A 15,314-nucleotide genomic window follows, 5' to 3' on the forward strand; every position below is an offset into this window, starting at 1 on the left:
GTTCTATTTCTCGCCCAGGAAGTCGAGCAAAGTCAGGGCCACGATCTTGCTGGCCTTGCGCAAGTCGTCGAGCGCCAGGCGTTCGTCGGCCTTCTTCGCGTTCGATTCGGGCACCGTGCGCGGGCCGGCGCCATACAGCACGGCAGGGATGCCACGCTCGCCATACAGGCGCGCATCCGCATACAGGGGCGTGCCGACGGCGGAAATCGTTTCGCCCAAAATCGCTTGCGCGTTTTTCTGCAGGCTGGCCACCAGCTGTTCGGAACCGGGCAAGGGCCGCAGCGCGTGTGACAGCAGCAGGCGGCGGATTTCGATGCGGATGCCAGGCTCGCCGCGCACGGCGTCCTCGATCAACGCGCGCACCTGCGCCTCCACCGTCACCGGGTCTTCTTCCGGAATCATGCGGCGGTCCATCTTCATGACCACCTTGCCCGGCACCACATTGGTATTCGTGCCGCCATCGATGCGGCCCACCAGCATGGTGGGCGAGTCGATGCCGGCCACTTTGGACTTGATCTTTTTCAGCTCCGGCAGCTGGCCATAGATGGCATTGAGGATCTTGTTGGCCGCCTGCAGCGCATCGTGCCCCGTCTCCGGCATCGAGCCGTGGCCCGACTTGCCATGCACGGTGATTTCCAGCTGCAAGCAGGCATTGTGCGCCGTGACGATGCCGTAGCTGAAACCGGCGGCGATGACGAAATCGGGTTTCGTCAGTTGCTGTTCCAGCAGCCAGCCCGGCCCCAGCAAACCGCCGAATTCCTCGTCGTACGTAAAATGCAGTTCCAGCTGGCCCTTCAAGGGAATGCCCAGGGCTTCGAGCGCGCGCGCGGCAAATACATAGGTGGCGAAATCGCCTTTCGACACGGCCGTCGCGCGGCCATAGATATAGCCGCCGTCGATCTGCCCGCCGTACGGCGGATACGTCCAGTTGTCGCCGGGCGGCACCACGTCGCCATGCGCATTCAGGGCCACGGTCGGACCGCCCGCCGCATACGGCCTGCGCACGATCAGGTTGGTGATGCTCTGCATGCCGTAGGCTTCCACTTGGTCCTTTGGGACGGCGTGCTTTTCCGCTTGCCAGCCATACGTCTGCAGCAGCTGCGCCACCAGGTCAGCATGGGGCGCGTTATTGCCGGGCGGCGTATCCGTCGGCTGCTGCACCACCTTCTGTAAAAATGCGACTTCCTCGTCGAAGTGTTCGTCGATCCAGGCCGTGATTTTTTCTGCGTGCGTAGTCATTTTTCTCCTTGCATGGTCTGTTGCAGCCAGGCGCCAAGCTCGCTGCGCTCGGCCTCCGTCATATTCGTCAGGTTCCCGATCGGCATGGCTTTCAGCTCGATGGCCTGCTTGTAGATTTGCGCCGCGTGCTGGCGGATTTGCGTTTCATTATCCAGCATCATGCCGGCTGGCGCCGTGGCGAAACCCGGTTGCGTGGGCTGGGCCGAATGGCAGGTGGCGCAGCGCTGGGCGATGATGGCATGCACGGCCTTGAACTGCGCGGCCGGGTCCACCGCAGCCACGGTCGCTACCGGCGCCGGCGCCTTCGGTGCGATGGCCACGGCAACGGCCAGCAGCAAAGCCACGCCGAGAGCAGGATAACGCCACTCGACACGTCCCTTGTGGCGCAGGTTGAAGAAGTGGCGAATGAAGACGCCGGCCGCCATGATCAGCGCCAGCACCAGCCACGCGTGGTCGTTCCGGTAAGTCATCGCGTAATGGTTGCTGATCATGATGAACAGCACCGGCAACGTGAAATAATTGTTATGCACGCTGCGCTGCTTGGCTTTCAAGCCGTGCTTGGGATCGGGCAGCTTGCCTGCCGCCATGGCCTCGACCATCTTGCGCTGGCCGGGAATGATCAGCATCAGCACATTGGCCACCATGATGGTGCCGATCATGGCGCCCACGTGGATGTAGGCGGCACGCCCGCTGAGCAAATGCGTGAGCACGTACGCGGCACCGACGATCAGCGCGAACACCGTCACGCCGAACCACAGTTCATATTCCGCCAGCTTCGAGCGGCACAGCAGGTCGTACACGGTCCAGCCGATGACGAGGGTGGCGATGCCGATGCCGACGGCCTGCCCGCTGCTGATATCGGCCACGGCCTTGTCGATCATCATGGCCTGCGCATTGAAATAGTAGGCAATCGTCAGCAGCGCAAAACCGGACAGCCACGTGGAATACGCTTCCCACTTGAACCAGTGCAGCTCCTTCGGCAGTTCGGCCGGCGCCACCAGGTATTTCTGTGGATTGTAGAAGCCGCCGCCATGCACGGCCCACAATTCTCCCGACACGCCCTTCTTCGCCAGCTCGGAGCCGGGCGCAGGCGGGCGGATCGAGTTGTCGAGCCAGACGAAATAAAAGGAAGCACCGATCCAGGCGATGCCCGTGATGACGTGCAGCCAGCGGACGATCAGGTTCAGCCACTCAAGGCCGTACGGGATCAGGTAGGCAAATACTTCCATAAATTTCCTCTAGTCAGACCGAACCAATATTCGTGCCAATCTACACAAGATAAACGGATTTACCGCCCATCACATGAAAAATATCGTATATTTGACATATTCAAATCGATATACAACAGAGCCGCCGCCACATGTCCAGCCTGCCGCAACACCTCGACCTGCACCTGATCCGCATCCTTTACCTGCTGCTGGTGGAGAAGAATGTCTCGCGCGTGGCATTGAAGCTCAATCAGCCGCAGCCCTCGATTTCCGCCTCCCTGCGAAAGCTGCGCGAATTGACGGGCGACCCGCTGCTCGTGCGCGGCGCGCGCGGCATGGTGCCCACCCAGCATGGCGAAAGCCTGCTCAATCCGGCCAAGCGCATCCTCGACCAGACGGAAAGCCTGTTCGTCAAGAAGACGCCGTTCGTGGCGCAGGAAGAGGCGCGCACCTTCCATATCGCCGCACCCGACTACCTGGACAGCCAGTTCCTGCCCAACGTCGTGGCCCTGCTGCGCCGCGGCTCGCCGAAAAGCCGCGTCGTGCTGCATAGTCTGGGGCCGGGCATCGACCATATTCGCCAGCTGTCAGATGGGGGCCTGGACCTGGTGATCGCCAACTGGGACGAGCCGCCCGCCCACCTGCACATCTCGAAGCTGTTCGAAGACCCCATCATCTGCGCCATGCATGCGGAAAACGCCTACGCGCGGCGCACGGCCAGCGACGCGATGACCCTCGACGATTATCTGAGCCTGCCCCACGTGGCGCCGTCGCAGATGATGCCCGGCTATCACGGCGTGATCGACTCCTTCCTCGAGCGGCAAAACCTGCAGCGCAACGTCGTGGTGGAATCGGCGTATTTCGGCCTGATTCCCTACATGCTGACGCAGACGGACCTGGTGCTCACCACGGGCCGGCAATTCATGCGCTTCTATGAAAAGACCCTGCCGCTGAAAACGTACACCGTGCCCTTGAAATTCCCGCCCATGCGCTTTTACCAGCTGTGGCACCAGCGCGTGCACCAGGCACCCGAGCACAAATGGCTGCGCGACCAGGTCAGCGCGGCCGCCAAGGCGCTGGTGCAGCGATAGCCGCTATCAGCGCGCGCATATAATGGACGCAGAACGGGGCGCTATCATCACCGCTTGCATGATCGGAAAACCATGACCACCCTTTCAGACCTGAACGCTGGCAGCCCGGCAGACTTTATCGCACGGCTGCACGGCATCTACGAACATTCGCCCTGGATCGCCCAGCGCGCGGCGGCCGCGCGGCCGTTTGCCAGCCTGACGGCGCTCAAGACGGAACTGCAGCGCGTGCTGGCGCAAGCCTCGCCCGAAGAGCAGCTGGGGCTGATCCGCGCCCACCCGGAGCTGGCCGGCAAGGCCGCCATCGCCGGGCAGCTGACGGCGGAATCGACGCGCGAGCAGGCCAAGTCCGGCCTGAACCTGTGCAGCGCCGACGAATTTTCCACCCTGCAGCGCCTCAATAGCGACTACAACGCCAAGTTCGGCTTTCCCTTCATCCTGGCCGTCAAGGGCCCGACGGGCGAAGGCTTGACGCGCCAGGACATCATCGCCACGTTTGCGCGCCGCCTGAAGAACCGCCACGCCGATGAACTGGCCGAATCACTGCGGCAGATCAAGCGCATCGCCGAGCTGCGCTTGAACGACCTGTTCGACGTGCGCCTGGACTTCGGCCCGGCCATCATGCAGCAGGCGGAAACCCTGGCCGGCTGGAGCGACAGCGATTACAACCTGACCTGCGCCTACCTGACGCCGGCGCACCGGAGAACGGCCGCGCAGCTGGCCGACTGGATGCGGGACGCCGGCATGCAGGTGCACATCGACGCCGTCGGCAATGTCGTCGGCCGCTATCTGTCCGACCTGCCTGGCGCAAAGACCCTGATGACGGGATCGCATTACGACACGGTGCGCAACGGCGGCAAGTACGATGGCCGGCTGGGCATCGTGCTGCCGATCGCCGTCGTGCGCCACCTGCACGAACGGGGCGAAAAACTGCCCTTCCATTTCGAGGTCGTCGGCTTCGCCGAGGAAGAAGGCGTGCGCTTCAAGAGCACATTTTTAGGCAGCACGGCCGTCACGGGCAAGTTCGACGTGTCGCTGCTGGAACAGCTTGACGCGGACGGCGTAAGCATGCGCGACGCGTTGGCCGCCGCCGGCCACGATGCGGGCGCCATCGGCGCCATCGCGCGCGATCCCGCCGACTTGCTCGGCTATGTGGAAGTGCATATCGAGCAGGGACCCGTGCTGCTCGAACGCGACCTGCCGCTGGGGATCGTCACGGCGATTGCCGGCAGCTCGCGCTACCTGGTCAATCTTGGCGGCGTGGCCAGCCACGCGGGCACCACGCCCATGAGCATGCGCAAGGACGCAGCCAGCGCGGCCGCCGAAATCATCCTGCTGGTGGAGCAGCGCTGCAACCAGGGCGAGGCGCTGGTGGGCACCGTGGGCCAGCTGCACGTGCCCAACGGCTCCGTCAACGTGATCGCCGGCGCCTGCACCCTGTCGCTCGATATCCGCGCGGCCAGCGACACGGTGCGCCAGGCGGCAGTCGACGATATCCTCGATGGCATCGCCGCCATCTGCGCGCGGCGCCAGATCGACTACCAGCTGGAGCTGCTGCTGTCGGCGCGTGCGGCGCCGTGCGCGCCTTGGCTGATGGCGCAACTGGCGCAGGCCGTGGAATCGGTGGGCATCGAACCATACGCATTGCTGTCGGGCGCCGGCCACGACGCCATGGCCATGGGCGTCATCACCGACGTGGCCATGCTGTTTACCCGCTGCGGCAACGGCGGTATCAGCCACAACCCGCTGGAAACCATGACGGCCGACGACGCCGACATCGCGGCGCGCACGCTACTGGCGTTTTTGCGCGGCTTCCAGCCCAAGCCATAAGGCTATACCGCCACGGCCCGCTCCAGCATCGCGTGCAGCAGCACGTTACAGCCCGCTTCCAGGTGCTCGGGCTTGGCGTCTTCGATTTCATTGTGGCTGATGCCGTCCTTGCACGGCACGAAGATCATGCCGGCCGGCGCCAGCCGGGCCGCGTAGATGGCGTCGTGGCCGGCGCCGGAGACCACGTCCATCACCGAGTAGCCGAGTTTTTCCGTGGCGTTGCGCACGGCGCCCACGCAGTCGGGGTGGAACGGGCATGGCGGGTAGTAGGACACCCTTTCCAGTGAAATGCTCAAGCCTGTTTTTTCGCGCGTGGCATCGATAAAGGCCGTGATCTCGCCATGCATGGTGTTGAGCAGTTCGTCGTTCACGTTGCGCAGGTCGATGCTGAATTTCACCTCGCCGGGGATCACGTTGCGGCTGTTCGGGAACACCTGCACCATGCCCACCGTGCCGCGCCCATACGGAGGATAGCGGTTGGCAATGGCGACGACTTCCTGCATGATGGTGGTGGCCACCTGCAGCGCATCCTTGCGCAGTCCCATGGGCGTGGGACCCGCATGCGCTTCCATGCCCGTCACCACGCAGTCGTACCACGACAAGCCCATCACGGCCGGCACGACGCCGATGACTTTATCGGCGTCTTCCAGCACGGGCCCCTGTTCGATATGCGTTTCAAAGTAGGCGCCGATCGGATGGTCGCCCGGAACCTGCTCGCCCTTGTACCCGATGCGCGCCAGCTCCTCGCCCACGGTTTTTCCTTCCGTGTCTTTCGCCGCATACGCGGTTTCGAGCGAGAAGGCGCCGCAAAATACGCCGGAACCCATCATCACGGGCACGAAGCGCGAGCCTTCCTCGTTGGTCCAGAAGGCCACTTCGATGGGCGCCTGCGTCTTGATTTTCAAGTCGTTCAGGGTGCGCACCACTTCCAGGCCCGCCAGCACGCCATAATTGCCATCGAACTTGCCGCCAGTCGGTTGCGTGTCGATATGGCTGCCCGTCATCACGGGCGGCAAGGTATTGTCCACGCCGTCGCGGCGCATGAAGACGTTGCCGATCTGGTCGATGGTGATGCTCATGCCAGCTTCGCGTCCCCAACCCACCACCAGGTCGCGTCCCTGTTTGTCCAGGTCCGTCAGGGCCAGGCGCTTGACGCCACCCTTCGCCGTCGCGCCGATCTGCGCCAGCTCCATCAGGGCCGCCCACAATCGTTCGCCATTGATACGCAATGCATCCATCGTCAACTCCTTATGCGGTGGTGGCAGAAAAGGCGGGCCGCTCGATATAGCGCCCTGCACCTTCGACGGCCATCAGTTCACCCTGGTGGAACACCACCTTGCCGGCGGCAATCGTGGTGCTGGGGATGCCGCGCACGGTGCGCCCTTCGAAGACATTGAAGCCTCCCTTGGCAAACTGCGTGACGGCGGAAATGGTGCGCGTGCCATGCGGGTCCCACAGCACGATGTCGGCGTCGCTGCCGACGGCGATGAGGCCCTTGCGCGGATACATATTGAAGATCTGCGCCGCATTGGTGGAACTGACCTTGACGAATTCGGACGGCGTGAGCATGCCGGAATTGACGCCAGCGTCCCACACGACGGCCATGCGTTCCTCGACGCCGCCGCAGCCGTTCGGAATGCGCGTGAAGTCGTCCTTGCCGGCCGCCTTCTGCTCGACGCAGAAGGTGCAGTGGTCGGTGGCCGTCGTATGCAGGTTGCCGCTTTGCAGACCGTGCCACAGGGCCGATTGATGGTGCTTGCCGCGAAACGGCGGGCTCATGACGTGGCCCGCCACGTAATCGAAATCATCGCTCTGATAGACGCTGTCATCGATCACCAGGTGGCCCGCCAGCGCTTCGCCATACACGCGCTGGCCGTTGGCGCGCGCCCGCGTGATGGCGTCGAGCGACTCGGCGCACGAGACGTGCACGATGTACACGGGGGTATTCAAGACGTTGGCAATGGCGATGGCGCGGTTGGCCGCTTCCGCTTCCACGGCCGGTGGGCGCGACAGGGGATGGGCCTGTGGTCCCGTGATGCCTTTTTTCAGCAGGTCCTGCTGCAGCTGGTAGACCAGCTCGCCGTTTTCCGCATGCACAGTAGGAAGGGCACCCAACTCCAGCGACCGGGTAAAGCTTTTCACGAGGGTTTCATCGTCGGCCATGATGGCGTTTTTATAGGCCATGAAATGCTTGAAGCTGTTCACGCCATGCTCGCGCACCAGCACTCCCATCTCTGCATGTACCTGCTCGCTCCACCAGGTGATCGCCACGTGGAAGGTATAGTCGCCAGCCGCCTTGGCCGACCACTCGCGCCACTGGTGATAGGCCTCGATCAAGGATTGCTTCGGCGCCGGAATGACGAAGTCCATGATGGTGGTGGTGCCGCCCGCCAGACCCGCCGCCGTGCCCGTGAAAAAATCGTCCGACGTCACAGTGCCCATGAAGGGCAGATTCATGTGCGTGTGCGTGTCGATCCCGCCCGGCATCACGTACAGGCCGCCCGCATCGATCACGGTAGCCCCTGCCGGTACGGCCAAATTCTCGCCGACGGCGGCGATGATGGCGCCCTCGATCAGCACATCGGCGCGAAACGCGCGGTCGGCGTTGACGACGGTACCGCCACGTATCAGTGTAGTCATCTTGTCTCCTTGAGTGATTACGACTGCGGCGCCTGCTGCACGTGCGCCACGGCCTTGCCCTTCATCATGACGCCGTACACGACGGCGGCGATGGCCACGCCCACGAACCAGGCGTAGGTGTAGATGGTTTTAAAGCCTTCGCCCACGCCGGGAAACGCCGCGGGAAAGGCCGCGTTCAAAAAACCGGGGATGTTCGGCAGCACGGCGATGACAAAGGCGATCAGGGCCGCCATGTTCCAGCCATTGCCATACGAGTAGACGCCGTCGTCGCGGTACAGCTGTTTGACGTCCAGCTGCGTCTTGCGCACAAAATAATAGTCGACGATGAGGATGCCGGCGATGGGTCCCAGCAGGGCCGAGTAGCCGATCAGCCACGTGAAGATATAGCCTTGCGTCGATTCGAGCACCTTCCACGGCATCATGACGATGGCGATGAAGGCCGTGATGTAGCCACCCATCTTGTACGAAATCTGCTTCGGCGCCAGCGAGGAAAAATCGTACGCGGGACCCACCAGGTTGGCCGCCAGATTGACGCTGACCGTGTCGATCAAGAGGATGATCAGGGCGATCAGCACGGCGGCGCCCGTCATGCGGCTGGCCAGGTCGACGGGGTCCCAGATGGCCTTGCCGTACATGACGACGGAACCTGCCGTGACGATCACGGCCAGCATGGCCAGGAGGCCCATGGGCACCGGCAAGCCGATCGACTGGCCAATCACCTGGTCGCGCTGCGTCTTGGCAAAGCGCGTGAAGTCGGGGATATTCAATGCCAGGGTGGCCCAGAAACCCACCATGGCCGTCAACGATGGCCAGAAGACGCTCCAGAACTGGCCCGCTTTTTTACCGCCGGGGATAAACTGCGATGGCTGGTCCAGCAGGCTGGCCACGCCGCCCGCCTTGCTGTGCACCCAGTACAGCAGCACGAAGCAGATGAGGATTTTCAGCGGCGCCGTATAGGTTTCGAGTTTGCGGATCGATTCCATGCCGTGCAGGATGTAATAGAACTGGATGGCCCAAAAAGCCAGGAAGCACAGCAGCTGGCTGCCGTTGATGCCCAGGCCCGCGATCTTCTCGCCGCCCAGTTCATGGCCCACCAGCACGCCCATCAGAGTGTAGATCATCTGCCCGCCGAACCAGGTCTGGATGCCGTACCAGCCGCAGGCGACGATGGCGCGCATCAGGGCGGGCAGACGCGCGCCCATGGTGCCGAACGAGGCGCGCGCCAGCACCGCGTACGGGATACCATACTTGGTGCCAGCATGGCCGATCAGCAGCATCGGCAAGAGCACGATGGCGTTGGCGAGAAATACCGTGAGCACAGCCTGGTAACCGGACATGCCGCTGTCGATCAGGCTGGCCGACAGGGTGTAGGCGGGAATGCACATCACCATGCCCACCCACAGCGCGGCGAAGTGATACCAGCGCCAAGTGCGCTGCGCCGCCGTGGTGGGCGCCAGGTCTTCATTCCAGAGTTGCGTGTTGCCTGAATAGTCGTGGTTCACAGGTATGCTCCATCGGTTGGGAGGGGATCGGTTTTATAGAAACGGCACGACATTTAAGTCAATCTAGCTTACCGCAAAGGCCGGCCGCTGTTTACAAATAAAACGCACGCAATAACCGTGCCCTATGCCGTCTCCGCCAATGCCCGAGGGTTGCGTGGATCCTGCGTCCAGTTCATGTATGGCTTGCCCGTTGTCTGCGGCACCATCGTGATGCAGCCCTGCACCGGACAGGTGATTTCGCACAGGTTGCAACCCACGCATTCGTCCTTGATCACTTCATAGGTACGCGTGCCGGCCGCGTCGATCAGTTGCGCGATCGACTGGTGCGACGTGTCTTCGCAGGCCACGTAGCACTTGCCGCATTTGATGCAGTCGTCCTGGTTGATCTGCGCGATGACCTGGTAATTCATGTCCAGGTATTTCCAGTCCGTCGTGTTGGCCACGGCCTTGCCGGAAAAGTCGCTGATGCGTGCATAGCCCTTCTCATCCATCCAGCGCGACAGGCCATCCTTCATCTCTTCGACGATGCGGAAACCATGCAGCATGGCGGCCGTGCACACCTGCACGCAGCCGGCGCCCAGGGCAATGAATTCGGCCGCGTCGCGCCAGTTGCCGATGCCGCCGATGCCGGAAATGGGCAAGCCATGCGTCTGCGGATCGCGGGCGATTTCCGCCACCATGTTCAGGGCGATCGGCTTGACGGCGGAGCCGCAATAGCCGCCGTGCGTGCTGGCGCCGCCGACGATGGGCAAGGCCACCATGCGGTCCAGGTCCAGCGAGGTGATCGAGTTGATGGTGTTGATCAGCGAGACGGCATCCGCGCCGCCCGCCTTGGCCGCGCGCGCCGGCATGCGCACGTCCGTGATGTTGGGCGTGAGCTTGACGATGACGGGCAGCTTGCTGTGCTTTTTGCACCAGGCGGTGACCATCTGCACATATTCGGGCACCTGGCCCACGGCCGCGCCCATGCCCCGCTCCGGCATGCCATGCGGGCAACCGAAATTGAGTTCGATGCCATCCGCCCCTGTCGCCTCGACCTTGGGCAGGATGTCGGCCCAGTAGTGTTCTTCGCACGGCAGCATCAGGGAGACGATCATGGCGCGGTCAGGCCAGTCCTTTTTCACCTGCGTGATTTCGCGCAGGTTGATTTCCAAAGAGCGGTCGGTGATCAGCTCGATGTTGTTGAAGCCGACCACTTCGCGGTTCTTGCCGTACAAGGCGGAATAACGCGACGAGACGTTGACGGCGGCAGGGTCTTCGCCGAGCGTTTTCCACACGACGCCACCCCACCCCGCCTCGAAGGCGCGCACCACGTTGTAGGCCTTGTCGGTCGGCGGTGCGGACGCCAGCCAGAAGGGATTCGGCGCCTTGATGCCGCAAAATTCGATGCTGAGATCAGCCATTATGCAGCCTCCACTTTATTGAACAAATCGGAATGGATGGCCAGTGCGGCCAGCTTGCCATGCTGGACGGCTTGCACCGTCAAGTCCTGTCCCGGCGCCACGCAATCGCCGCCCGCGTAAATCCCCGGCAGCACGGTGCGAAAACCCGCATCGACGGCGATCTTGTCGCCTTCGCGTTTCAGCAGCGACGCCATCGGGTCATGCAGCACTTCCGTGTCGAGGCTCTGGCCGATGGCCTTGAAGATGGCGTCGGCCGCCACGTCGAACGTTTCGCCCGTTCCCGCTAGGCGCGTGCCCTGCATGGCGGTTTTTTCGAAACGCATGCCCGCCACCTTGCCGGCAGCGTCGAGCAGTACCTGCTGCGGCTGGGCCCACGTCAGCATGCGCACCTGATTCGCCTTGGCGATCTCCTGTTCATGGTGGGTGGCCGTCATAGCGTCGAAACCGCGCCGGTAGACGAGGGTGACTTCCTCGGCGCCCAAGCGCTGTATCTGCACGGCCATGTCGATGGCCGTATTGCCGGCGCCAATCACGATCGCCCGTTTCGGCACTGGCAGCGCGGCCAGGTCGTCCGCCTGGCGCAGCGCGCTAATATAATCGACGGCGGCCAGGAGACCTGGCGCATCTTCGCCCGTCAAGCCCAGCTTGCGGCTGGCGCCCAGGCCCAGTCCCAGGAACACGGCGTCATACTGCGCGTGCAGGTCGCGCAGTTGCAGGTTCTCGCCCAGCGCCTGGCGACATCGGATCTCGATGCCGCCGATATCCAGCAGGAAGTCGATTTCCTTTTGCGCAAAATCGTCCGTCAGCTTGTACTTGGCGATGCCGTATTCATTCAAGCCGCCCGCCTTGTCTTCCTTCTCGAAGATCACCACGTCGTGGCCCAGCATGGCCAGGCGGTGCGCGCACGACAAACCGGCCGGCCCTGCGCCGACAATGGCAATCGTCTTGCCCGTGGCGGCCGCCCGCTTGAACGGGTGGCTGGCAAAGTGCATGTGGTCGACGGCGTAGCGCTGCAAGAGGCCGATCTTGACGGGCTGGCCTTCGGCGTCGTGGTTGCGCACGCAGACGTCTTCGCACAGGATTTCCGTCGGGCAGACTCTGGCGCAGCTGCCGCCCAGGATGTTCTGTTTCAGGATGCCGGCGGCGGCGCCGTTGATGTTCTTGTCGTGGATATTGCGGATGAAGCTGGCCACGTCGATTTCGGACGGGCAGATACGGCTGCACGGCGCGTCGTAGCAATACAGGCAGCGGGCGCTTTCGATGGCCGCCTGGCGTGCCGTGAGCGGCGGCGCCAGGTCCGTGAAATGGCCCGCCAGTTCCTCGTTGGGCAGGGCGGGATGGGGCAAATAGTTCAAAGACTCGATCATCGCGTATTCCTCTTGTTATGTGCGGCCGGCTTGTGATTTGAAACCTTTACTTCATCTGGGGAAAAGCAAATTCCACACCAGCGCTTGCCGTGTTCGGCCAGCGCTGCATCACGGCCTTGTGGCGCGTGTAGAAACGCACGCCTTCGGGCCCATACGCGTGGTGGTCGCCGAACATGCTGCGCTTCCAGCCGCCGAAACTGTTGAAGGCCATCGGCACGGGCAAGGGGATATTGACGCCCACCATGCCGACCTGGATCTGGCGCACGAATTCGCGCGCCACGCCGCCATCGCGCGTGTAGATGGCCACGCCGTTGCCATACTCGTTGGCGTTGATCAGTTCCACCGCGTGAACCACGTCAGGACAGCGCAGCACGCACAGCACGGGGCCGAAAATTTCTTCCTTGTAGATGTTCATGTCGCGCGTGACGTGGTCGAACAAAGTACCGCCGACAAAGAAGCCGTTCTCGCGGCCCGGCACCACGTGGTTGCGGCCATCGACGACCAGAGTCGCCCCCTGCTCCATGCCCGAGGCGATGAGTTTTTCGATGCGCTGCTTGGCTGCCAAGGACACGACCGGTCCCATTTCCGCACCATCTTCCATGCCGTCGCGCACTTTCAGTGCGGCCGTGCGCGTTGCCAGTGCATCGATCAATTTGTCGCCCGCGTCGCCCACTGCCACCACCACGGAGATGGCCATGCAGCGTTCGCCCGCAGAACCGTAGGCCGCGCCGATCAGCGCGTCGACCGTCATGTCCATATCCGCGTCGGGCATCACCACCATGTGATTTTTCGCGCCGCCCAGCGCTTGCACGCGCTTGCCGCTGGCGCTGCCGCGCGCATAGATGTATTCCGCGATCGGCGTGGAACCGACAAAGCTGATCGCCTGCACCACGGGATGGTCGAGCAAGGCGTCGACCGTCACTTTATCTCCCTGCACCACGTTGAAGACGCCGTCGGGCAAGCCCGCTTCTTTCAGCAGTTTCGCGTGCAGCAGGGACGCGGACGGATCGCGCTCGGATGGTTTCAAGACAAAGGTATTGCCGCAGGCGATGGCGACGGGGAACATCCACATCGGCACCATCACGGGGAAGTTGAATGGCGTGATGCCGGCTACTACGCCCAGCGCCTGGCGCATGGACCAGGCGTCGATGCCGCGCGAAATCTGGTCCGTGAATTCGCCCTTCAGCAGTTGCGGAATACCGACGGCAAATTCCACCATTTCGATGCCGCGCGCCACTTCGCCCTGCGCATCGGCAAAGGTCTTGCCATGTTCGCGCGTGAGCATGGCAGCAAATTCGTCCGTGTGCTGCTGGCACAGCTGCAGGTAGCGGAACAGGACACGGGCACGCGTCAATGGCGGCGTGGCGGACCAGGAAGGAAAGGCGTCGGCCGCTGCCTGCACGGCTGCATCCACGTCTTCCACGGTACCCAGCGCGACCCGGGCGACGGGTTCGCCCAGGGCGGGGTTGTAAACGTCGCCGTAGCGGCCACTTTGGGTGTCGACTTTGGCGCCGTTGATGTAATGGGTGATGGTGTCGAGATCAGTCATGGTGTTCCTTTTTAACCCCAAGGGCAGAGGCTGGGGTCAGACCCTCAATGCCGCTAACGCAAAAGTCGACGCTAATGGATGAGGGGGTCTGACCCCGGGTTTTGTTTGGGTTTGCCGTTCAATCGAGATTTTTGAGTACCTTGGCCAGCTTGCCAAACAGCTCGTCGACATGCTGTTTTTCCAGCACCAGCGGCGGCGACAGGGCGATGATGTCGCCCGTCGTGCGTATCAGCACGCCGTCGGCGAAGGCCTGCTTGAAGGCGTTGAAGGCGCGCGTGCCCGGTTTGCCGGCGATGGGGTCGAGTTCGATGCCTGCGATCAGGCCGATGCTGCGCAGGTCGATCACGTGCGGCAAGCCTTTCAGGGAATGCACGGCGTCGCTCCAATACGCCTGCATCGCTTTCGCGTGGCCGAGGATGTCCTGTTCCTCGAACACTTGCAGTGTCGCCAGCGAGGCGGCGCAAGCGAGCGGGTGGCCGGAATACGTGTAGCCGTGGAACAGTTCGATGCCGGCCGGCGCGTCCATGAAGGCGTCGTGGATATACTTTTTGCTGAACACGGCGCCCATCGGCACCATGCCGTTGGTCAGCCCCTTGGCCGTCGTCATCAGGTCCGGCTCGACGTCGAAATAATCGGCCGCGAACGGCGTCGTCATGCGGCCGAAGCCCGTGATCACTTCGTCGAAAATCAGGAGGATGCCGTGCTTGGTGCACAGTTCGCGCAAGCGTTTCAGGTAGCCTTTCGGCGGGATCAGCACGCCCGTGGAACCGGCCACCGGTTCGACGATGACGGCGGCAATCGTCGAGGCGTCGTGCAGGGCGACGATGCGTTCCAGTTCATCGGCCAGGTGGGTGCCGTATTCGGGCTCGCCCACCGTATAGGCGTTCTTGTCCAGGTTATGCGTGTGCGGCAGGTGATCCACGCCCGGCAGCAAGGGGCCGAAGGTCTTGCGGTTGCCGCCGATGCCGCCCACGGAAATGCCGCCGAAGCCCACGCCGTGGTAACCGCGTTCGCGGCCGATCAATCGGGTCCGTGCACCCTCGCCGCGCGCCCGGTGATAAGCCAGCGCGATCTTCAATGCCGTGTCGACGGCTTCGGAACCGGAGTTCGTATAGAACACGTGGCCAAATTTATGCCCCGTGTAATCCATCAGTTTTTCCGCCAGGTCGAAGGCGGCCGGATGGCCCATCTGGAAGGTGGGCGCGAAGTCCAGCTGGCCCACCATCTCGCGGATGGCGCCGACGATTTTCGGCTGCGCATGGCCGCACGGCACGCACCACAGGCCGGCCGTGCCATCGAGGATGGCATTGCCATCGACGTCCTTGTAGTACATGCCTTCGGCCGACACCAGCAAGCGCGGGTTGGCCTTGAAATCACGGTTATTCGTAAACGGCATCCAGAATGCCGACATCGATTCCGGCCTTGTTTCGTTCATGACCTTCTCCTTGGGATGGGCTGGCGCGGGGCCAGGATCGTTTTTGACGATGC

At 62.9% G+C, this 15,314-nt stretch carries 11 protein-coding genes; 2 read left to right on the forward strand and 9 right to left on the reverse strand.

Annotated elements, in window-relative coordinates; genetic code table 11:
- Positions 1–3 precede the first annotated feature (3 nt).
- Together VM94_RS23040 and VM94_RS23045 are read right to left on the reverse strand one after the other, a co-directional pair.
- Positions 4–1,239 (reverse strand): M20/M25/M40 family metallo-hydrolase, encoded by a 1,236-nt coding sequence (locus VM94_RS23040; RefSeq protein ID WP_046685464.1) that lies wholly within the window; start codon positions 1,237–1,239, stop codon positions 4–6.
- Complete coding sequence (locus VM94_RS23045; RefSeq protein ID WP_046685465.1) at positions 1,236–2,468, reverse strand: urate hydroxylase PuuD; 1,233 nt, start codon at positions 2,466–2,468, stop codon at positions 1,236–1,238. The genes VM94_RS23040 and VM94_RS23045 overlap by 4 nt, the downstream gene beginning before the upstream one ends.
- 131 nt (positions 2,469–2,599) lie before the next feature.
- On the opposite strand from VM94_RS23045, the gene VM94_RS23050 reads away from it, so the two are divergent.
- Together VM94_RS23050 and VM94_RS23055 are read left to right on the forward strand one after the other, a co-directional pair.
- Positions 2,600–3,538: a LysR family transcriptional regulator gene (locus tag VM94_RS23050; protein WP_034754583.1), complete on the forward strand. Its 939-nt coding sequence runs from the start codon at positions 2,600–2,602 to the stop codon at positions 3,536–3,538.
- Between the two features lie 72 nt (positions 3,539–3,610).
- The gene (locus VM94_RS23055) at positions 3,611–5,365 is read left to right on the forward strand and encodes an allantoate amidohydrolase (RefSeq protein WP_046685466.1); all 1,755 of its coding nucleotides are present in this window, start codon (positions 3,611–3,613) and stop codon (positions 5,363–5,365) included.
- Between the two features lie 2 nt (positions 5,366–5,367).
- On the opposite strand, the gene VM94_RS23060 is transcribed toward VM94_RS23055, so the two are convergent.
- From VM94_RS23060 to VM94_RS23090, 7 genes are all read right to left on the reverse strand, one after another.
- Positions 5,368–6,603 (reverse strand): Zn-dependent hydrolase, encoded by a 1,236-nt coding sequence (locus VM94_RS23060; RefSeq protein ID WP_046685467.1) that lies wholly within the window; start codon positions 6,601–6,603, stop codon positions 5,368–5,370.
- A 10-nt stretch (positions 6,604–6,613) separates the two neighbouring features.
- The gene (gene hydA / locus VM94_RS23065; RefSeq protein WP_046685468.1) at positions 6,614–8,005 is read right to left on the reverse strand and encodes a dihydropyrimidinase; all 1,392 of its coding nucleotides are present in this window, start codon (positions 8,003–8,005) and stop codon (positions 6,614–6,616) included.
- Positions 8,006–8,022: 17 nt separating this feature from the next.
- A complete protein-coding gene (locus VM94_RS23070; protein ID WP_046685469.1) occupies positions 8,023–9,507 on the reverse strand; it encodes an NCS1 family nucleobase:cation symporter-1 in 1,485 nt (494 codons plus the stop codon).
- A 122-nt stretch (positions 9,508–9,629) separates the two neighbouring features.
- Entirely contained in the window at positions 9,630–10,910 is a 1,281-nt protein-coding gene (preA, locus tag VM94_RS23075) for an NAD-dependent dihydropyrimidine dehydrogenase subunit PreA (protein WP_046685470.1), read from the reverse strand.
- Entirely contained in the window at positions 10,910–12,277 is a 1,368-nt protein-coding gene (locus VM94_RS23080; RefSeq protein WP_046685471.1) for an NAD(P)-dependent oxidoreductase, read from the reverse strand. Before VM94_RS23080 ends, preA begins: the two co-directional genes overlap by 1 nt.
- Before the next feature lie 46 nt (positions 12,278–12,323).
- Positions 12,324–13,826: a CoA-acylating methylmalonate-semialdehyde dehydrogenase gene (locus tag VM94_RS23085; RefSeq protein WP_046685472.1), complete on the reverse strand. Its 1,503-nt coding sequence runs from the start codon at positions 13,824–13,826 to the stop codon at positions 12,324–12,326.
- 118 nt (positions 13,827–13,944) lie between these two features.
- Positions 13,945–15,261 (reverse strand): aspartate aminotransferase family protein, encoded by a 1,317-nt coding sequence (locus tag VM94_RS23090; RefSeq protein ID WP_046685473.1) that lies wholly within the window; start codon positions 15,259–15,261, stop codon positions 13,945–13,947.
- Positions 15,262–15,314 lie beyond the last annotated feature (53 nt).

It is taken from the genome of Janthinobacterium sp. KBS0711 (genome assembly GCF_000988085.1).
Taxonomy (GTDB): Bacteria; Pseudomonadota; Gammaproteobacteria; order Burkholderiales; family Burkholderiaceae_D; genus Janthinobacterium; species Janthinobacterium lividum_E.

Bases quoted from the DNA above. Each gene is read 5' to 3' on its own strand.
- VM94_RS23040 (WP_046685464.1), bottom strand. From the start codon at position 1,239: ATGACTACGCACGCAGAAAAAATCACGGCCTGGATCGACGAACACTTC.
- VM94_RS23045 (WP_046685465.1), bottom strand. From the start codon at position 2,468: ATGGAAGTATTTGCCTACCTGATCCCGTACGGCCTTGAGTGGCTGAAC.
- VM94_RS23050 (WP_034754583.1), top strand. From the start codon at position 2,600: ATGTCCAGCCTGCCGCAACACCTCGACCTGCACCTGATCCGCATCCTT.
- VM94_RS23055 (WP_046685466.1), top strand. From the start codon at position 3,611: ATGACCACCCTTTCAGACCTGAACGCTGGCAGCCCGGCAGACTTTATC.
- VM94_RS23060 (WP_046685467.1), bottom strand. From the start codon at position 6,603: ATGGATGCATTGCGTATCAATGGCGAACGATTGTGGGCGGCCCTGATG.
- hydA (WP_046685468.1), bottom strand. From the start codon at position 8,005: ATGACTACACTGATACGTGGCGGTACCGTCGTCAACGCCGACCGCGCG.
- preA (WP_046685470.1), bottom strand. From the start codon at position 10,910: ATGGCTGATCTCAGCATCGAATTTTGCGGCATCAAGGCGCCGAATCCC.
- VM94_RS23080 (WP_046685471.1), bottom strand. From the start codon at position 12,277: ATGATCGAGTCTTTGAACTATTTGCCCCATCCCGCCCTGCCCAACGAG.
- VM94_RS23085 (WP_046685472.1), bottom strand. From the start codon at position 13,826: ATGACTGATCTCGACACCATCACCCATTACATCAACGGCGCCAAAGTC.
- VM94_RS23090 (WP_046685473.1), bottom strand. From the start codon at position 15,261: ATGAACGAAACAAGGCCGGAATCGATGTCGGCATTCTGGATGCCGTTT.